General features: G+C 54.6%; 12 protein-coding genes. 10 read left to right on the top strand and 2 right to left on the bottom strand.

Going from position 1 to position 20,348, the window contains the following annotated elements; genetic code table 11:
* Nucleotides 1-166 precede the first annotated feature (166 nt).
* The 8 genes from SBL51_RS08250 to SBL51_RS08215 all read left to right on the top strand — a co-directional run bounded on the left by SBL51_RS08250 (nt 167) and on the right by SBL51_RS08215 (nt 13,333).
* Nucleotides 167-1,357 carry an efflux RND transporter periplasmic adaptor subunit gene (locus SBL51_RS08250; protein ID WP_317930422.1) on the top strand — a complete coding sequence of 397 codons (1,191 nt, stop codon included), beginning with the start codon at nt 167-169 and terminating at the stop codon, nt 1,355-1,357.
* The gene (locus tag SBL51_RS08245; RefSeq protein ID WP_317930421.1) at nt 1,354-4,545 is read left to right on the top strand and encodes an efflux RND transporter permease subunit; all 3,192 of its coding nucleotides are present in this window, start codon (nt 1,354-1,356) and stop codon (nt 4,543-4,545) included. The genes SBL51_RS08250 and SBL51_RS08245 overlap by 4 nt, the downstream gene beginning before the upstream one ends.
* 207 nt (nt 4,546-4,752) lie before the next feature.
* On the top strand, nt 4,753-6,222 hold the full coding sequence (locus SBL51_RS08240; RefSeq protein WP_317930420.1) for a PLP-dependent aminotransferase family protein: 1,470 nt from the start codon (nt 4,753-4,755) through the stop codon (nt 6,220-6,222).
* 130 nt (nt 6,223-6,352) lie between these two features.
* Entirely contained in the window at nt 6,353-7,111 is a 759-nt protein-coding gene (locus SBL51_RS08235; RefSeq protein WP_317930419.1) for a sulfite exporter TauE/SafE family protein, read from the top strand.
* Nucleotides 7,108-8,478 carry a sulfoacetaldehyde dehydrogenase SafD gene (gene safD / locus SBL51_RS08230; RefSeq protein ID WP_317930418.1) on the top strand — a complete coding sequence of 457 codons (1,371 nt, stop codon included), beginning with the start codon at nt 7,108-7,110 and terminating at the stop codon, nt 8,476-8,478. Before SBL51_RS08235 ends, safD begins: the two co-directional genes overlap by 4 nt.
* 106 nt (nt 8,479-8,584) lie before the next feature.
* Entirely contained in the window at nt 8,585-9,955 is a 1,371-nt protein-coding gene (locus SBL51_RS08225) for an aspartate aminotransferase family protein (RefSeq protein ID WP_317930417.1), read from the top strand.
* 27 nt (nt 9,956-9,982) lie between these two features.
* Nucleotides 9,983-11,536, top strand: a complete 1,554-nt coding sequence (locus tag SBL51_RS08220) for an alanine/glycine:cation symporter family protein (protein WP_317930416.1) — start codon at nt 9,983-9,985, stop codon at nt 11,534-11,536.
* Between the two features lie 81 nt (nt 11,537-11,617).
* Nucleotides 11,618-13,333: an amidohydrolase gene (locus SBL51_RS08215; RefSeq protein ID WP_317930415.1), complete on the top strand. Its 1,716-nt coding sequence runs from the start codon at nt 11,618-11,620 to the stop codon at nt 13,331-13,333.
* A gap of 74 nt (nt 13,334-13,407) precedes the next feature.
* Here SBL51_RS08215 and SBL51_RS08210 read toward each other — a convergent pair whose 3' ends face one another.
* Complete coding sequence (locus SBL51_RS08210; protein ID WP_317930414.1) at nt 13,408-13,884, bottom strand: helix-turn-helix domain-containing protein; 477 nt, start codon at nt 13,882-13,884, stop codon at nt 13,408-13,410.
* 151 nt (nt 13,885-14,035) lie between these two features.
* Between SBL51_RS08210 and SBL51_RS08205 the strand changes: the two genes are divergently transcribed.
* Together SBL51_RS08205 and SBL51_RS08200 are read left to right on the top strand one after the other, a co-directional pair.
* Complete coding sequence (locus SBL51_RS08205) at nt 14,036-14,293, top strand: cytochrome P450 (protein WP_317930413.1); 258 nt, start codon at nt 14,036-14,038, stop codon at nt 14,291-14,293.
* Nucleotides 14,294-14,299: 6 nt separating this feature from the next.
* Nucleotides 14,300-14,476: a hypothetical protein gene (locus SBL51_RS08200; RefSeq protein WP_317930412.1), complete on the top strand. Its 177-nt coding sequence runs from the start codon at nt 14,300-14,302 to the stop codon at nt 14,474-14,476.
* A gap of 596 nt (nt 14,477-15,072) precedes the next feature.
* Here SBL51_RS08200 and SBL51_RS08195 read toward each other — a convergent pair.
* Nucleotides 15,073-20,040, bottom strand: coding sequence for an AMP-binding protein (locus SBL51_RS08195; RefSeq protein ID WP_317930411.1), 4,968 nt, complete (start codon nt 20,038-20,040; stop codon nt 15,073-15,075).
* Nucleotides 20,041-20,348: the final 308 nt, after the last annotated feature.

Here is a 20,348-nt window from a genome sequence, read left to right as displayed (position 1 = left end):
TTTGATAATCTCTTTTCATCACTACCGCGACGGGCCTACAACGGCTTGGCCCACTACCTACTGAGCAACTGGTTCTCCCTCCAGTCAGCCCCGACTTGTTAATTTGCTAAGCCCCTTATTCCACAGGGGTGTTGAATGATTGTTACTGCAAAAAAGAGGCAGATTTATGCGCCCTTGGCGACCTTCCAAAAAGACGCTGGTGCCCCTGTTGATACTGTTGGGTGGCCTGTTATTAACCGTGACCTTGATCGCCACCGGCAAGCAGCACCAGAGTCAACCCTATAAAAAAATCTTGCCAATTGTAGAGGTGGTTGCCGTGCAGCCGCGCCGTGAACAGCTGGTGGTGCACTCGGAAGGGGTGCTCGAAGCGCGTCACCCGCTCGACCTGGCACCGGAAGTGGATGGCCGCATCACCTGGGTTAGTCCAGAGCTGGTGGCCGGTGGCCGTTTTCAAGAGGGAGAGCCGCTGTTGCGTATCGACCCGGCCGAGTATCAGTCGGCGGTGGCTCAAGCCGAGGCCCGACTGCAGAAGGCGACAGTAGAGCAGCAATACACGAGCGATGAGCTGACCCGGATGCGCCAGCTGCACAGTAAGAAACTGGCCAGCGATACTGCCCTGGAACAGGCTCAACGGCTGGCGGTGACGGCGTCGGCGGAGCTCACCCTATCCCAGGCGCTGCTGGACGATGCTAAACGAGATTTGACCCGTACCAGCTTGCTGGCCCCCTTTGACGGCCGCGTGTTATCGGAAGCGTTGGCTGAAAATCAGTTTGTCCGGCGCGGTGAGACGCTGGCTGCCCTCTATCAAACCAGCGTTCTGGAAGTACGCCTGCCGATTCCCCAGCAACAGCTGAAGTTCCTCAATTTGCCATCGTCAGACAGCCCGGCACTGGTGCAATTTCACGCGCTTTACGCCGGTATTACTCATCAGTTCAGTGGCCGCTTGGTGCGCCTGGAGGCGGAGTTGGATCGTCGCTCGAATATGGTTTACGGCGTGGCGCAGGTGCTATACGAGTCGCTGCCGGCGGAGCTGCCCATCGGCCTGTTTGTTGAAGCGGATATCATGGGCCGGGAAGTGGACAACGTTATTCGCCTGCATCGCAGCGCCATGCGCAACAGCGAGCAGGTGGTGGTGGTCGATGCCGAACACCGTTTGCGGCTGCCGGAGGTGTCGATTTTGCGCCTGGAGGGCGACTACGTGCTGATTCAAGGCGGTCTGACAGCGGGTACTCTGGTCAGCACCCACGCTGTGGAGCTGGCCGTGGAGGGGATGGTGGTAGAGCCGGTGTTGGTGAGCGAGCAGTTGGCACCCGCCGCGGCTCCAATCTCAGCAGAGTCAGTCGGTGGTCTACTATGAAGCGCTGTATCGCCTGGTTTGTCGATAACCCGGTCGCCAGTAATCTGCTTATGTGGCTGCTGCTCGGCGGTGGCCTGGTGACCCTGCCCAACCTCTATCGCGAGGAGTTGCCCGATGTTGAGATGAGCCTGATTACGGTGGATGTGGTCTACCCGCAGGCGACCGCCACCGAGGTGGAGCAGAGTGTCTGCATGAAGTTAGAGGATGCCCTGGCCGGCCTGGAGGGGAGTAAGAAACTGCGTGCCACCGCGGCCGAGGGGCGCTGTTCGGTCGCGATGGAGTTGACCACCGGGGCCGACGAGGCAAAAGCGCTGCGGGAGGTGAAAAATCGGGTCGATCAGATCGATAGCTTTCCGCTGGACATAGAGCGGCCGGTGGTGAGTGAGGTCACCTCCAGTTACGCGGTGCTGCAGGTGGCGCTCTCGGGGCCGGCCGATGAAGCAACGATGAAACGACTGGGCGTGCGTATGCAGCGCGAGCTGCTCGACCACCCGGCGGTCAGCCAGGTAAAGGTTAACTACACCCGTCCGGAGGAGATCTCTATTGAGGTGTCGGAGCAGACCCTGCGCCAGCACCAGCTGACCCTGGCCGATGTGGCCGCCGTGATTGAACGCAACTCGCTTAATATGCCCGGTGGCCTGATCAAAGGCCGCGACGGCCAGATCATTCTGAAAACCGAAAATCAGCGCTACTGGCGCGACGATTTTGAATCGCTGGTGGTGATCGCCAAGGCTGACGGCTCACGGGTGACCCTGGGCGAGATTGCCACCATCCACGACGGTTTTGAGGATCTGGATGTGTGGGCTCATTTTGATGGCAGCCCAGCCATTATTCTCGATATTCGGCGTATCGGTGAGGAGGATGTCATCGAGGTCGCCCACGCCGTTAAAGCCTACCTGCAGCAGGCCGAGCGCTGGTTGCCGGAAGGTATCCACTACCAGATTTGGCAGGATGAGTCACAGGAGCTGATCGCCCGTATCCGCACCCTGGGTAACAACGCCATCAGCGGACTGCTGCTGGTGATCATCACGCTGACGCTGTTTATGCGCATGCGCCTGGCGTTCTGGGTCACCGCCGGTATTCCCATCGCCCTGTGCGGTTCGCTGCTGCTGTTTCCGGCTCTGTCGATCTCAATCTCCACCATCTCCGTGGCCGCGGTGATGCTGGTGCTGGGTATCGTGGTGGACGATGCGGTGGTGGTGGGGGAGCGTATCTACAGTTACCAGCAGCTTGGCTGGCGACCGGCGGAAGCGGCCAAGCTGGGGGCGCAGGAGGTGTCGGTGCCGGTGATTTTCGGCGTGCTCACCACCGTCGCCACCTTTCTACCATTAACGGTAATTCCCGGCCCTATTGGCAGCATCCTCAAGCCCATTGGTTTGGTGGTCACCCTGATCCTGCTGATGTCGCTGGTGGAGTCCCAGTGGATTCTGCCCGGCCACCTGGCTCATCAAGCCGCTGCCAAGGCCAAGCCAGCGCGCAGCTGGTGGTTTGAGCGCCTGGTCGATGCCATTGGCAACGGCCTGGACCGCACAGTGGCGCGACTCTATCGGCCGGCGCTGCAGCTGGCCATCGAGTGGCGCTACGCTACTATCGCGCTGGCATTTTCCGCCCTGCTGCTGACCGTGGGGTTGATGGCCAGTGGCCGCGTGCCACTGCAGTTTTTCCCTCCCATCCCTGCCGAACGACTCTACGCCAGCATCAGCCTGCCGGAGGGGTCGTCGGTGGCGGCTACCGAGGCGGTGGTGGCGCAACTGCAGCACTCGGCACAGCAGCTGCGCGAAGAGGTGGATCTGGCGCTTGATCTGCCCGAGGGGGAGTCGATTTTTGGCCACTCCCTGGTATCGCTGGGCAAGCAACTCATTAAGGGCAGCCTGGCCGAGAGTGCGGTTATCGGCCCCCATTTTGCCGAGCTGGCGCTCTCATTGGAGCTGCCGGAGGATTACAGCGGGCCCAGCCCGGCGGCCTTGGCGGCGCGCTGGCGGGAGTTGACCGGCCCCATCCCCAACGCGGTGCGGCAATCCTTTGATGCCACCTCGCTGGTGCTGGGCAAGCCGGTGGAGCTGCAGCTGCGCGGTGATGACCTGGCCGAGCTGGACGCCGCCGCCGAACAGGTTAAGGCGGCGCTCTACGCTACGCCGGGGGTGACAGATATTTACGACAGTTTCGAGTTCGGTAAACAGGAGCTGCTATTGACCCTGTTGCCGCAGGGACACAACCTGGGCTTGACCACCCGCGAGCTGGCCAATCAGGTACGCCAGGCCTTCTACGGAGAAGAGGTGCAGCGCATTCAGCGCGGCCGGGAGGAGGTGAAGGTGTTTGTGCGCTACCCACAGGCCGAGCGCGCCAGCCTGGGCAATTTGGAGGGGATGCGCATACGCACCCAAACCGGTATTGAGGTGCCCTTCGCCAGCGTCGCACGCATGGAGCTGGGGCGTGGCTTCTCCAAGATCGAGCGCATAGATGGCCGGCGGGTGGTCAATGTGATTGCCGATGTCGATGCCAACCAAATTACCGGTGATGAGGTGCTGGCCAAACTCTCTCAGGAGGTCTTGCCCGGCTTGCAGCGCCAGTACCCGCAGTTGGATGTACGCTTTGCCGGGGAGGCAGAGGAGCAGAGTGAGGCCGGTGCCAGCCTGTTGCAGGCGGTGTTGCTGTCACTGTTTCTGGTGTATGCGTTGCTGGCGATTCCACTGCGCTCCTATCTGCAGCCGCTGTTGGTGATGAGTGCCATTCCGTTTGGCCTGGTGGGTGCGATTCTGGGTCACCTGGTGCTCAACGAGGCGTTTGTCTTCTTCTCCATTTTGGGCATCGTGGCGTTATCCGGGGTAGTGATCAACTCGGCACTGGTGTTGGTGGACCGCATCAACCACCTGCAGGGGGAGGGTGGTCTGGAGTTGAATCAGGCGATAGTGACCGCTGCCTGTGAGCGCTTTCGGCCCATCTTTTTAACCACCTTCACCACCTTTGTTGGCCTGGTGCCTTTGCTGAGTACCACCGAGACCTCCACCCGTGCCATGTTTGTGCCTATGGCGCTCTCCTTATCTGGCGGCTTGCTGTTTAGCACGCTGATCACTCTGTTTCTGGTGCCTGTGCTCTACCAGATTGGCGCCGGCCGGCATGGGCGGGAGCCAAGTAGTGAATGCCAGGGACAGCCGCCGATATCGGCCAGCGAGCCTATGCCCCAATAGGGTGCGGTGGTGCACACGCGGCCATCGACTCATGTCTGGCGGGCTAGCAGGGTTCACCAGTATGAGGATTCCAATGCAGCGCTCCAGCCCACGCCCGCCGGGCGCGGGCTTGGGCTGGCCCAATGGTCGGGGGCAATCTGGCCCTATGCGTGGCCTTCAAATTGCACTGTTCCCGTTTCGGTGATCCATCACGGCGGTGCGTAGTTTATGTCTGAACAGCTGATTCACATTGAGTTTGAGGCGGGGCGAACCCTGCGTGACCAGGTGCGCGCGCATCTGGTCTCCATGATACTCGCTGGCAAAATTGCCACCGATGTGGCGCTGCCCTCTTCGCGCCGAATGGCGGAGATGCTCGGCGTTTCGCGCAACACCATTATGCAGATCTACGAAGATCTGGTGGATATGGAGTACCTGGTCTCCAAACCGCGCCTGGGCTATTTCGTCAATACTGCGTTCCACGAGCAGGAGGCGATGCTGTCGCCGGTGAGTGCCAGCGACGGCCAGGAGCTGGATTGGTCCACCCGCTTTAAAACCCACCCGGGTAACAAGCGCAATATTATTAAACCGAGCAACTGGGCAAACTTTACCTACCCCTTTATCTACGGTCAGATCGCTACCGATCTGTTCCCCGAGCGCAGCTGGCGTGAGTGTGGCCAGAAGGCGATGTCACAGCACAGTGGCAAACATTGGGCGTTTGACTGGATTGATGGCGATGACCCGTTGTTGCTGGAGCAGTTGCGCAGCAATATTTTGCCGCGCCGGGGCATCTACGCCGAAGCCAGTGAAATTCTAGTGACTATCGGCACCCAAAATTCGCTCTATATGATTGCCAACCTGTTGGCCGACAAGAATACCCGGGTGGGCTTGGAAAACCCCGGCTTCCCGGATGTGAAGAATATCTTCTCTACCTTTAACGCCCAGTTGAGCTTCTTCGATGTCGATCAGGATGGTTTGATCCTGAATGAGGAGAGTGAGGCCGAACTGGCCAGGCTGGACTACCTCTACCTGACACCGAGCCACCAGGTACCCACGGGTGCGGTGATGAGTAGCGAGCGGCGCAAACGGCTTATGCACTTGGCCGAGCTGCACGATGTGGTGATTATCGAAGATGACTACGACGCAGAGATCAATCTGCAGAAGGAGGCGCAGCCGGCCTTGCGGGCGGTGGATCCACAGGAGCGGGTCATCTACGTGGGCAGTATGTCAAAGGCGATTGCCCCCGGGGTGCGCCTGGGCTTTATGGTAGCCAACGAAGAGCTGATCAGCGAAGCGCGGGCACTACGCCGGCTGATGTATCGCCACGTGCCGGTGCACAACCAGCGGCAACTGGCGCTGTTTATTTCGCAGGGCTATTTCGATAGCTATCTGCGCAAGATGCGCGAGAGTTACGCCCACAAGCTCGGCTTGATGGAGATGGCCATCAGCCGGCATCTGCCACAGTTTAAAGTGTTGTCACACGGCTCGGGCGCCACTTCGCTCTGGCTGGAGGCGCCAGTGGCTGTCGACACCGAGCAGCTCTCCTGGCGCGCGGCCAAAAACAGTATTCTGATTGAGCCGGGCGCCATCCACTTTGCCGGTGACGACCCCCGTAAAAACTACCTGCGCCTGGGCTTCGCCGCGATTACCGCCGACAAGATCGAGCCGGGTATTGCGGCCCTTGGTCGGCTGCTCGATTAGCGTTATCTGAGCCTGACTTGGGCTGGCAGCAAGCGGTGCTGGCCCAATCCTTTTTGCCGATCTGGCTATCTGTCATCGCCTTCCCAAGCTCTACACTGCACCCAGTTATTCGGTACTGAGTGTTCTGGGTATGGTGGATTTTGAGCTGACCAATCTCGCGTTACTGGCGCTGTTCCTGGCGGTAACGGCGGCATCGTTTATTACCTCGGTAACGGGTATGGCCGGTGGTGTGTTGATGTTTGCGGCGATGAACCTCTGCATTCCTGTGCGCGCTCTGGTACCCATTCACGGCGTAGTGCAGCTGTTTAATAATGCTGCCCGCAGCATCTATTTACGCCGCTATCTCCGCTGGCCAATTATCTGGCCCTTTACCTTGGGGGCTCTGCTCGGGGTAACCCTCACCACCCTGTTTGTGGCGCGCCTGGTCGGCGAGTTCTGGCCGCTGCTGATTATTCTGCTGCTGATTGCCTACACGCTGTTTCGCCCCGCCCGCCTGCCACCGATTCGCGTCTCTGACGGCAACTATTTTTGGGTGGGTGTGGCGACCGGATCGCTGGGTATTGTGGCCGGTATAATCGACCCGATTCTGGCCATATTTTTTATGCGCGACGATCTCAGTAAAGAGGCGATTGTGGCCAATAAATCGCTGCTGCAGATGGTGGTGCACTTCAGCAAAATTCCCGCTTTTTTATATTTGGGTTTTCCTTTTCTGGAGCACCTGGGGTTGCTGATTATTTTGAGCCTGGCCGGTGTGCTGGGCGCCCGGATAGGTATCCATGTGCTCTACCGGATTAATGCCAATTTTTTTATGCGGCTGATGAAAGTCGCCCTTCTTCTTGCCGGTCTACGCATCGGCTATCAACTGTTAGAGATGAGCCTGCCACTATGAGCAACCACTATGACGTGCGCAATCCCTATACCCAAGAGCACCTTGGTCAATTTAACTACGATGACTGGTCAAGCCTGAGCGTTAAACTGGAACTGCTGGAGCAGGGCCAGCAGCGACAGCGCTGCACCACGGCCAATGAGCGGGCCAATATTCTGCGCAAATTAGCCGGGCTGCTGGAGCAGAATGCCGAGCGCCTGGCACAACTGATTACCGCCGAGACCGGCAAGACGATTTCTGATTCCCGGGTGGAGCTGACCCGTGCTATTAACGCCGCGATTGCCAGCAGCGAGGAGGCGCGCCAGATTAGCGGTGAATGTCTGGATTCAGACTGCTTCGCCCCCGCGCGCGGCAAACTGGGGGTGGTGTTATGGCGGCCGCTGGGCACGGTGCTGTGCATCACGCCATTTAATTTCCCGATTAATATCGCCATGCATAAGATCGGCCCGGCTTTCGCTGCTGGCAATACCATCCTCTTTAAATCGAGCCCGCAAAATACCGCTTCTTCGCTGTTGTTTACCGAGCTCTGTTACCAGGCGGGTATGGATCAGCAGGTGTTGCAATTCTGTATGCCGGCGTTTGCTGATCTCGACCAGTTAAATGCGCACCCGAGCGTTAATTGCATCAATTTCACGGGCAGTACTCAGGTGGCCAATGCCATCGCGGCGGTCTCTGGCTATAAAAAATTGTTGTTGGAGCTGGGCGGTAATGATCCGCTGATTGTGATGCCCGACGGTGATGTTGAAGCGGCGGTGAATGCCACTATCAATCAACGTTTTGCCACGGCCGGGCAACGCTGTACCGCGGCCAAAAGGGTGTTTGTTCACCAGCAGGTTTATAGCGAATTTCGCAATAGCCTGTTGGCCAAAACCCAACAGCTGAAAGTGGGCGATCCGATGGATGAGCAGACCTTTGTTGGCCCGGTTATTCATCAGGGTGCGGCACAAGAAGTCGAGCGGCTGGTGAACGATGCGGTTGCCCGCGGCGCCCAGGTAACCATCGGCCACCAATACGATGGAGCGCTGGTCTATCCCACTATTTTGGAGGCAGTGCCGGCCGATGCGCTGCTGATGCGCGAGGAGTTGTTTGGCCCGGTGGTGCCGCTCTATGCCTTCACTGAGCTGGACGAAATTGTGCCGATCATTAACAACAGTTGCTACGGCCTGCAGGCCGGCCTGTTTACCCAAAACCTGGCGGTGATTCGCCAGCTGTTTGAGGCTCTGGATGTGGGCACCCTGGCCTGTAACGATGGCCCCGGCTTTCGTACTGAGCACTTCCCCTTTGGTGGCGTGAAGGAGAGTGGCACCGGCCGCGAGGGTATAAAGTATGCCATCCGCGAGATGAGCTTTACCAAGACGCTGGTTATCTGAGTGGCCGGGCGTGGCCCAATGGTTGGCGCGCCCCTGGCCCTAAGCCCGAACGGCAAAATCCCCTAAAGTAAATTCAACTTCCAACGCAACGGGATAACACAATTGTATGAGTGAATTTGCCGATATTATTGCATCCGACAAACAGCATGTTTGGCACCACCTAACCCAGCACCAACTGTTTGATCAGCAGGATCCTATGGTGATTGTCAGTGGCGAAGGCATGCGTGTAACCGATGCCAATGGCAAAGAGTATTTGGATGCGACCTCGGGTGGTGTCTGGTCGGTGAACGTTGGATACGGCCGGGAAGAGATCGCCGACGCGGTGCGCGATCAGCTGGTGCAGATGTGCTACTACGCCCACTCGGCGGGCAATCTGCCGGCGGCGCAATACGCCGCCGCACTGGTGGAGAAGATGCCGGGTATGGCGCGGGTCTACTTCTCCAACTCCGGCTCCGAAGCCAACGAAAAAGTCTACAAGATGGTGCGCCAGTTGGCCCATATCGAGGGTCAGGGCGAGAAGTACAAAATTATCTATCGTCAGCGCGATTATCACGGCACCACCATCGGTGCACTCAGTTCCACCGGCCAGGAGGAGCGGCGCGAGCAGTACGGGCCGTTTGTGCCCGGCTTCAGCGCTTTTAGCCACTGCTGCTGTTATCGTTGCCCGTTTGGTAAAGAGTATGGCAGTTGCAATATTGAGTGTGCCCACGACTTGGAGCGAGTGGTGTTGGCGGAGGGGCCAGATTCCGTTGGCGCGGTTGTGCTAGAGCCCATTACCGCCGGTGGTGGTGTGATTCCACCGGTGCCGGAGTACTTTCCGATTATTCAGAGTATTTGCCGCAAATATGGGCTCTTACTGCATATCGATGAAGTGGTTTGTGGCGTTGGCCGCACCGGTGAGTGGTTTGGCTACCAGAATTACGATGTTCAACCCGACTTCGTGACCATGGCCAAAGGGGTGGCCAGCGGCTATGCGGCTATCTCTTGCACGGTAACCACCGAGGCGGTATTCAATCGTTTCAAGGCCGACCCTTCCGAGCGCATGCCCTACTTTCGGGACATCAGCACGTTTGGCGGTTGTACCGCCGGCCCTACCGCCGGCTTAAAAACCCTGGAGATTCTGGAGCGGGAAAATTTGTTGGCCAATGTTAAGGCGATGGGTGCACGCTTACTGGATGGTTTGCAGAGCCTGAAGAGCGAATTTGCTGTTATCGGCGATGTGCGCGGTAAGGGTTTGTTTGCTGGTATTGAGTTGGTGGCAGATCAGCAGAGCAAAGCGCCGGTCGCCGAGAGCTACGCCGCCGGCTTTGTCGCCGAGTGTGCACGCCAGGGGTTGCTGATCAGTCGTACCAATCGTAGTTTTAACCAATTCAATAACACATTGTGCTTGAGTCCGGCGTTAATTGCCGGAGAGATTGAAATCGATCAGATTTTGGCGATTTTGCAGCGGGCGTTTGCCGCCAAGCCCCTGGCTTAATGGCCGTGATCGAAGAGAGGAGGATGTATGTCTGCGCAGCATAAACGCAAAGCCCAACGAGGGTTGCTGTTAAGCTTGATGTTACTTAGCCCGGCCGTGTTGGCGGGCGTTGATGAAACCATTAACGCCTGGGCAACACCCGTGGCAGAGATTCTGTCGAGCCTGGTTTTCTATAAAGTTTCACTGTTTGGCAGCCAGCTGCCATTGGTGGTTTTATGGTTGGTGGCCGCAGCGCTCTTCTTCACCCTCTATTTCAATTTTCTGAATCTGCGTGGCTTTGGCCATGCCATCAAAATTGTGCGTGGTGATTTCAGTCAGGCACACCATCCGGGCGAGGTGAGCCATTTTCAGGCGCTGGCGACAGCGGTCTCCGGTACTGTGGGGATCGGTAATATTGGCGGTGTTGCCATTGCGATTTCGGTGGGTGGTCCTGGTGCGGTTTTTTGGATGGTCCTGGCCGGCTTACTCGGTATGTCGACCAAATTTGTCGAGTGCACATTGGGGGTGCTTTTCCGTCGGGAAAATAGCGACGGCAGTGTCTCTGGCGGGCCAATGTACTACCTGGAACAGGCGCTGAAGCTGCGTGGTAAACCTCGCGCTGGCCGCTTGCTGGGGGGGTTTTATGCGCTTGGTATCGTGCTCGGCTGTATGGGTATCGGCAACATGTTTCAGTCGAACCAGGCTTATGTGCAGGTGGTGAATGTTACCGGTGGTAGCGAGGCTAGTTGGCTGGCTGACAAGGGTTGGTTGTTCGGCCTGGTGCTGGCGGTTTCGGTGGCGTTGGTGATTATCGGAGGTATCAAGTCCATCGCCCGGGTAACCAGTAAGGTGGTGCCGTTTATGGCGGTGTTCTACTGTGTGGGTGCCCTGGTGATTATTGCCATGAACTATGAAGCCCTGCCATTTGCCGTGCACGCAATTATTAGCGGCGCGTTTGGCAGCGACAGTGTCGCTGGCGGTGCCCTGGGGGTGATGATTCTCGGCTTCCAGCGGGCAGTGTTTTCCAATGAGGCAGGCATCGGCTCAGCCGCCATTGCGCACTCGGCGGTACGTACCGACAAAGCTATTACCGAAGGCTATGTCGCGCTACTGGAGCCATTTATTGATACTGTGGTGATTTGCTCGCTCACGGCGCTGGTGATTGTTACCACGCTCTATTACGAGCCCGGATTTTTTCAGGGCTTGGGCGGCATTGAAATGACTTCACACGCGTTCGCCCGCAATATTGGTTGGTCGCCGATATTTATCGCCATCTCCGGATTTCTCTTCGCCTACTCCACCATGATCGCTTGGGCCTATTACGGCCTCAAAGGTTGGACCTACCTGGTGGGTGAGAGTCGATCGGCGGAGCTTGGTTTTAAATTGGTGTTTTGTGGTTTTGCCGCACTTGGCTGCAGTATCCAGCTGCAACCGGTGCTCGATATCTCTGACGCGCTGGTGTTTCTGATCTGTGTGCCCAATATATTTGGGCTCTATTTATTGGCGCCGACCGCGAAGCGCGAACTGCGCAGCTATCGACAGTCAATTCAAAGCAAAACAAAACCGGCAAAGAAAACCGAGACCATAAACGGTAATTGCTAGCCAGCCATAATTTTGGTGGCTGTGGCTTAACACCTATACACCTATTCAGAATTGATGTAGATGACCACTAAGGAGTGGAGGATGACCAGAAACTTTCTGAGCCGTGTGTTCGCTACTGCAGCATTAGTTGTTGCAGGTAGTGGTATCGCCAACGCCAGCGATTACGCTGACCGCGTTTTTCTTGGTGATCATATCATTACCATGGATGCCGCCAACGACACTGCCAATGCGGTAGCGATTCGTGGCGATAAAATCATATTTGTCGGCGATAAAAGCGATACCAAAGCGCTGATTGGTAAACAGACCGAAGTGATCGAACTGGGCGACAACGCGTTGATTCCCGGGTTAATCGATGCCCATGGCCATTTCACTATGGTGGCCAGACAGGTTGATTTATTGAATGTCTCCTCGCCTCCGGTCGGTCCCGTTGAAGAAATCGACGATATTGTCGAGTTGTTGAAAGCCTTTATAAAAGAGAAAGGCATTGCCAAAGGTGAGTGGGTAATGGCTTACGGCTATGACGACTCCCTATTGAAGGAGAATCGCCATCCAACGCGTGAGGATCTTGATAAAGCCTCCAAGGATAATCCCATCTACATAAGACATGTTTCCGGGCATTTGGGGGTGGCCAACTCGGCGGCATTGGCTGCAGTTGGGATTACTGCGGATAGCCCAAATCCCGCGGGTGGTGTTATCCGAAGATTGGCCGGTGGCAGCGAGCCGAATGGGGTGCTGGAAGAGGCCGCAACTATGCCCTTTATGATGCAGTACTTTAAGACCCAGTCAACCGATCCCAACGCGTTCGCTGATATGGTGGCCAAAGCCATTACCTATTGTGCCAGCTTTGGCTTAACCACCATTCAGGACGGTGCCTCAATGTTGGCGGATGTAAAAGCTCTGCAAGGATTTGCCGAGCAGGGAATGATTCAGGCGGATATCGCGATGTTCCCGCATATCTCGATGGTGCCCAAGGGCATTGAGCCACAAAGTTTGTATCAGACGGAATATCAAAAAGGGGTACGAGTAGCCGGTATTAAATTCGCGTTGGATGGCTCTCCGCAGGGGCGGACCGCCTGGTTAACCCAACCCTACACGCATCTGCCACACGGCGTTACCGATAAAGAGTACAAGGCCTACTCCACAGTCGATGCTGCAGAGTACAAAGCTCAGGCGAAGGCGGTGTTGTTGGCCGGTATGCCGATTATTGTTCACTCCAATGGTGACGCCGCCATCGATCTAATGCTCGACAGCGTTGAAGAGGCGTTTGCTGGCCAGGAAATTCCCGATCACCGTTCGGTTATTATCCATGCACAGTTGATGCGTCAGGATCAGCTGGACCGGGCCAAGCGCTTAAAAGTGATTCCATCCTTCTACTCTGCTCATCCATTTTTCTGGGGTGACTGGCACCGATTAAGCTTTGGTGACGAGCGCGCTTTTGGTATCAGTCCTACCGGCTCGGCCTTGCGTAAAGGCATTACTTTTACCGTTCACAATGACTCCCCCGTGGTGCCGCCGGATATGATGCGTCTGTTGTGGGTTACCGTAAATCGCGAGACCCGCAGCGGCTTTGTACTGGGCCCCGACGAACGCATCTCGCCACTGGAAGCGCTGCGCGCAATGACCATCAACGCCGCCTACCAATATTTTGAAGAGGATAAAAAAGGTTCGCTGACGGTGGGCAAGCAGGCTGACCTGGTAATACTGGGCGCCGACCCGATTACCGTTGATCCAGGTACTATCAAAGATATTCCGGTGCTGGAAACCATCGCCCACGGCCAGACCATTTTTAAAATGTAGATAGACCTTTAGCGGCAAGGAAATTTAGCGACGGGATGCAAAGTCCCGCCGCTAAGTTCGTCTTGGTTTCTCGCTTAAGTTCTGGTCATCTCCCTCGCCAAAAGTGCATCCAGTTCCTCTCTCGTTTTTACGTAGTCGCCCCCATCGGCGGCCAGTGCCCGCTTGAGTTCTGCCACGGTAATTGAACCGATTCCTCGGGTGAGCAGCGTTTCGAGATCATTCAGTGTGTTTTTTGAAGTCTGCCGGATAACGTCGGCCTTGGGGCTGAACGCCAGTACTTTCGAGCGCCCGTCGGTTTCATCCCGCTTAACCACAATCAGGTCTGCGGCAACCATCTCTTTAATTATGTGGCTGATGGCCTGGCGGGAGAGGTTCATCTTCTGGGCGATGGTGGAGGGGCGGCTCTCGCCAAGGGAGAGGTAGAGCAGTACAGTCGCCTGCGATTTGTTCACTGGTTTAAACTCCTGCGATTCCAAAATGGAGAGCGGGCTTGTCTCCAACCAATCTTCGGCGGTTAGCAGTGCGGCAAGTCGGTGTGGGTGCGGTGTCATATTTAAGCCGCGTGTTACGAGTAGTGGGTTGCATCTAATTTAAAGGTCGCCGGTTTTAGGGCTGCCGGGGCATTACTAACCTTGCTGGCGCGCACTCTCTATTAGACAGATGCCGAAAATTCATTCTAACTTTCTGGTGCTATCTGGTTGCTTGCCTAAATTTCCCAAGATACGAGCAGAGTTGGTGGCCAACCCGGCGCTGATTCCCGGCGCTGAGCAGGAGCTGCTGCGCTGTTTTAGCCCGGTGTTTCATATGGCCAGAAGCGCAACCTGCGATGTGGAGCTAGGCGGTAAAACCATCAAGCAGGGCGATAGAGTGGCACTGCTCTATGGCGCCGAAAATCACGACCCGGAGGGTTTTGAAAATCCGCATCTATTGGATATTCACCGGGAAAATGCCAGTAAATAGATCACCTTGGGCTATGGTATTCACCACTGCCTGGGCTCCCGCTTGGCGCTGATGCAGCTGCAAATTATTTTGGAAGGCTTTCTCGCAGTATTTCCCAGCTATGAGGTACTGGCCGAGCGGGACTATATTCGCTCTAACTTTGTTGGAGCGATGAAGCATTTGCCCATCCGGTTGAACCGGTAAGCTCTGCAATGCACGTGAGAGTTAACGGGCTATGTTTTGATCCGTTGTGTGGTTTGCTGATGGGGAGGGCTGACTACTGGTGGGCCCAGCACGACCTAAACGTGTGGCCTGTCGGTTTTGAGTTGTCCCCGTTGTTGGTGCCGACCAAACAAAGCTGCATAATGTTTACGCCTCGCACATGGTCGCTGGCAATTAAGATGAGGCTCTACAGCTTAAGTTGTAACTGCTCTATGTGTAGCGCAGCTATACGCCGTTTCCCGGCACCTTTGGATACACTTTTTTTACTGTGCTTTGTCGTCTGTATCCCCCTAAGATTTTGCCTTTTTAGTTAGCCGTGAAGCCCCCAATGCTTTCGGTGAGCCCAATTGTTAATGGGGTTGTTATGTTCGGGCTTATTGCTAGGCGAGTTATTTCGTATTAACTCAAGCAATTAGAACACAGTCTATCGAAAGCTGGTTGGTCTCTTTATCTGATTCAAATCTCAGCAGAGGTTGCAGGCCGCTGTTGGGGGCTTAAAGCCTCCCGCAGCGGAATAGACGTGGGTTTGTGGTCAGGCTGGCTGGTGAGTTTTTAGCTCGAAGCCTGGGTGAACCAAATTATGAAATCGCCAGAATGTCTTTTAGTTGTGCCGCAATTTGGTGTGCTCCGTTAGCTTTGAGGATGCCCAGGTGATCACCTTCAATCCAGTAAGCATCGGGAGTGTCTGTCAGCATTTGATCCCAGCCACCGTGCGCCTCAGCGCTGTAGCCAGGAAAGGAGGGCTCGTTTTCAGCGCGAAATATCACTACTTTTTCAGGGTGGTTCCAGCGCGTGATTCTCCTCCGGTAATTATTAAAAAAAGCTCGTTTATAGTGCACGGCAACGGGTAAGGCGTTCAGCTTATAATTTGGGTATAGGCGTTGGATTAGGCGTTTTAATTTACGCAGGCCAAATAATTTTGTGAGCGTCAAGCTGGATTTCAAATTGGTTAGGCTCAACCGTTTATGGGCGTTTTCAGGTAGATTGAAATCTAATACACCAAGCAACTCTACCTCGTTACCTTCCTGGGTGAGTAGCTTGGCTAATTCATAGCCGATTACACTGCCGAAGGAGACGCCCATTAATCTGTAGGGGCCTTCCGGCTGGATCTCTTTAATCACGCGTGCGTAGGCTTTGGCCATTCCGTCGACATTCAATATTCTGTCTTGATTTAATGCTTGCTCTTCCATAAATAGATAAATGGCGTAAACCGGGGCCACCTCTTTCAGGGCATTGGCAAGCTCAGAATAGATCTCTATACCACACAGGCAAAAAATAGGGCGATTGTCGCTTTCATTTTGCAGGCAAATTACCCGGTCTTTGTTCAGGCGTTTGCGTGGTGCCGGAGTGTCGTCACTTCCTCCTGCTAATAGTTGCTCTATAGCTTTCGCTTGAGCCTCAATAGTGGCAATCGTAAAGAAATCCCCCAGGGAGAACTCGACTGGCCAGGTAGTGGTAATCTTATCGAGCAGGTTGGCTGTTAGTAGTGAGCTGCCGCCAACATTGTAGAAGTTGTCGGTGATACCGAACTCTTCGTGACCTAGCAGCGTTGTCCAAATTTCAAAGAGGTTTTTTTGTGTTTCGGTTTTTGGATCTATGCGCACATTTTTATGTAACGAGAACTTCGGCCTCAGTGCGGCATGATCAACACCATGATCATTGCTGGGCAGCTCGCTGAATTTGAGCATGAGCGCTGGATGCTGGCCTATTGTAATCCGCTCTGGCAGGGCGCTATTTTTTGTATCTACCAGATTTTCGTCGAGTTTTGCGCACAGTAATTGGTGCGGAGACCTGGCTTCGCCGGAGTTGTAACTGCGGAAGCCGTCGGCAAAGCGGTTAACGCCTACCATCACGTTCTGTGGTTGCCGGCGTAAAATCGCTTCCAGGGCGGTGATTGCCGCGCGATTATTCAACACCACTAACCCTTGGCTCTGAATCACTTCTCCAGGCAGGCTGGCACTCATGCCAAGGCCTTTCCATGAGCTCCAGGCGATGGCGTAAGCCTTTATACCTTGTGCCCGTTGGCTTGTTGCCAGCTGTGATAATTGCTGGTTGGTGGCGGCATAGGCTGGCAGGCCGGATGATTGTGCTTCCGCCATTTCAGCGGTGATTGATGAGAAATAAACAGCTAGGAGATCTGTCTGCTGCTTGGCTAGTTGGCCGATGGCCAAGGCACCCTCAATTTTTGGGAGCCAAACTTTTTGTAAATCTGATTTGCTGATTTCATTGTTGTCGCGCTCGGCAACGCTTCCAGCCAGATGAAATACGGCGGAAAAATATTCTCCCAACTCCTGTTGCCAGGTTTGAATGGCGGATAAGAACTCACCGGAGTTTAAAATTTTATGACGGCGATATTCTACGGTGCACTCTTTTCTTAGCAGTTGCAGTTGTTCGAACTGTGCGGGTCGTACTTGTTGTAGGTCGCTTTCGGCTGTGCTGCCTACCACTAGCAGTTTAACCTGTTTGCTTGCCAGCCAGCGGCAGATGTTGACGCCTACCCCACCTAGGCCGCCGGTAACCAGTACCCACTGGTCTTTAGATAGTTCAGGTAAGTTGTGCGTGTCGTTGGCAGCCCAGCCTTTATATTGTCGAGTTTGACGCTGCTGCTTCCCGTTCTGGTGTTGTGTTACATAGCGAACGTCAGGTGCTCCGGCCACTGTTTGCAACTCTTCATGAATTAATGCTGCACACAGGGGATTTTTGTGGCTGATATCTTTATCGAAATAAACTGATTTGGCGCCAAAGCCAAGTGTGCCCGCTACTGCTCGATAATAACTAGCCAGGCTGACAAAAATATCTTCGCTAATAGAAGGCGCCAGGCCAACGAGGCAGTAGTGTAACGTTTTTTCAAAGAGCGACGTTTTCGCTAATAGGGTGAAGGCTCTGTTAAGGGAAATTACTTGGTCGGCAAAGTCTCCGGGCGCGGGCAGGTGGTCGATGGCGAAGTGGTCTGCCAGCCGTAAATCGAGGATTTTATAGTCCTGCTCAATCCATAATCCGTCGAGGGCTTCATTCAGTTGGTCGTAATCCACTTGTACAATCTGGATGTTGCTATTCGCTCTTAGGGCGAGTGACTCTGGCGGTTCGTTGGTAGTGAGTACAACTACCGAATGCTGTGTGGTGGCACTGTTTTTCAGGTACTCGACTACGGTCGGATTGAAGCTGTTGGTCAGTACCACTAAGCCCTTCGTGGCAATGGCAATATTGGCTTGGTGGCTGTCATTATGCCAGTGGCAGGTTAGCAGGCTATTTTCAATAGTACGCTCGGTGCCGAGCAGCAGATCCATTTTTTCTGCTGTGGCTGTATAGTGGCCGGACTCGAACTTTTTAACCAGTGCGGAACGCTGGATTTTTTGAATACTGGTTTTCGGAATGTTGACGGTAGCTTCAGGAATAATGTAGTCAGGCTTTAATTTGTGGGTCTCGGCAATTTTGTCGGATATCTCTGCCGCTAAAGCCTGCAATTCCTGGTCGGCGTTGATGTGTGGCTCCGGGCAAAAGAAAAGCACCAAGCTTTCCTTGTTATCCCCGGGGGCTCTGGCCTGAATAGCGGCTGAGTAGGTATTCACAATGCCGGGAATCTTATCCACAATAGACTCGAAGTCGATCGGGCTGAAATTGGCGCCGTTGATTATGAGTGTGTCTTTTGAGCGGCCGGATAAGTAGAGCTCTCCTTCAAAAATAAAGCCCTTGTCTCCCGTGTTTAACCAGCCATCTTCGGAAAATAGTTCAGCGTTGGCCTCTGGGTTATTTAAATAACCTTGCGTGACACCGAGGCCTCTAATTTGCAATTGGCCGTTGCACAGCTCTGGCAATACGTGGTTTTTCTCGTCGACGATCCGCATCGACATACCGGGAATAATTGGTCCCAGGCAGGTTGACGCCACACAGTTTGGTGTGCCCTTTTTTACGAGCCGTAATTGGGATTCATTAAACGAGTCCCGGTCGATATAAATTTGTTTGTTAATCTCGTCCGTTGGTGGACGGCTGTAGGTGACCCCTGAACACATTTCGGCCATGCCGAAGGCGGGTACGATACAGTTGGTTCGTAAATGGAATTTTTGCAAATGGCTGATCAGTTCCCGTGCTGTGGATTCAGAGATGGGCTCTGCGGCATTGAGGAAGGTATCGACACAGGATAAGTCCCAGGTAAAGGTATCCTTACTCGATTTTAATGTATTAATAATGGTTCGATAGGCGGAATCTGTGGCCCAGGTGTGCGACACGCGAAATTCGTCGATCAGATTCAATAAATTCACTGGGTTCGAGAGAATAACATTTGTCGGTGTGTAGATACTCTTACAGCCAGCAACAATACAGCGGATGTGCCAATCGGAAATACTGCCGATGTGATCGAACGGCAGCCAATTTAGGGTGACGTCAGCGCTGGAATTTTGCCAAATATCGATGGCGCCCTTACTGCGTGACAGCAGGTTGGCGTGGGTCAGTTGTACAAATTTAGGCATGCCGGTACTACCGGAGGTCATGCATAAAAAGGCGATCTCATCAGGGTTGGTTGCGGGTGACAGTGCGAGGGATTGGGTGTCGGTAGTGAGTAATTGCTCTACCAGAAGCGGAGAGAGTTGAGCGAACGCGTAATCCGTTTGGCCGCGTAAAAACTCCGCCGCCGGAGCGTCAGCAATAATTCGCGCGCCGGCTAAACTGGAGCAGACATAGTCAAATTTCTGCAAATCCTTGTCACTGGCTTGGGCAGATGTCCATGTGGAGGTAATGACCGGTACAGCATCGGCCAGTATCGAGCCCCAAAAAGCGACAATAGTATTTTTCAAACTTTGCGTATGAATAATGACGTTGTCGTGTGCCTTCACCCCTTGAGCCAACAAGCCGGCAGCCGTTGCTTTGGCAAGTTGTAAGAGCTCCTGGCAATCAAGGCTATCTCTACTAACGCCGTCGGCTGCGAGAAACACCAGTTCCGGCGGTGTTTCTTGTTCTCCTCTAATGGTTAACAGCTCGGCCAGGGTTTGCGGCGCTTGGGTCTGACTCTCGCACAATGGGTTGCTGTGCTCGGAAGAGACAGCGGTAAGTGGGCTTCTTTGTTGATAGAGGTATGAAGGGCTATTTGGGGTTGATTCTGCGGAAGCTTCGGGTTCGTTAGGCTGAACTCTGAGGGGTAATAGTGAGTGTTTGTGCAGATAACCCGGGTGGTTATCTGCCTTGCCCAGAAAGAAATAGTAATCTTCCCGGTTGTGGTTCTCTGGTGCCAGCGCCCGCATCGCGGACTGCGCAATATTGTGCGAGCAGAGCGTGTTGCTGGTATAGAGGGCGCGTAATTTGTCCTCGTCAACTTGCCCTCCCGCCGTGAGTGGTAGAGCGGTGACTTGGCAAACGTGGTCGACATCTTCGGCGAGCTGATTGAGTTCTTCCTCGAACAAGGTTTGACGCGCGACAACAAATCGAACGCGCACAAAACTCTTAGTGGGCTCATTAATGGTGAGCTCACAGGCTTGAATCAACTTGCGATTCAGGAGCGTGTTATCAAACTGCGGCAAAGATGTGCCTTGCTCTTTGGCATATCTAAGTTCCATTGCATTATCCCTTTGTGAGCTACTTCCTATAAACCAACAGAATCAGGCCTTGGCTGTTGGACTACTGTCTAAGATTGGTGAATGTTGAGGTGAACACAGTTGCCCAAGCAAGCTTAGGGCCGAGCGTGGTGGTTAGGCGGCATTGAGGCGTAGGTGTTTCAAACCTTAAATGGGGGCTGCCAATATTGGGCCTTATAACTCTTCGCCGCGATACTACCACTTCTCTAATTAGCTTCTAACCCCTTGATTACATTGCCATTCAGGCAGTTGCCCAGATTATCAATGTGCAAGATGACATTAAAGGGTAC

The organism is Halioxenophilus sp. WMMB6, from assembly GCF_033283405.1.
In the GTDB taxonomy this organism is placed as follows: Bacteria; Pseudomonadota; Gammaproteobacteria; order Pseudomonadales; family Cellvibrionaceae; genus Halioxenophilus.
The sequence above is the reverse complement of the archived record's forward strand: the minus strand, read 5'-3'. Positions and strand labels throughout refer to the sequence as shown.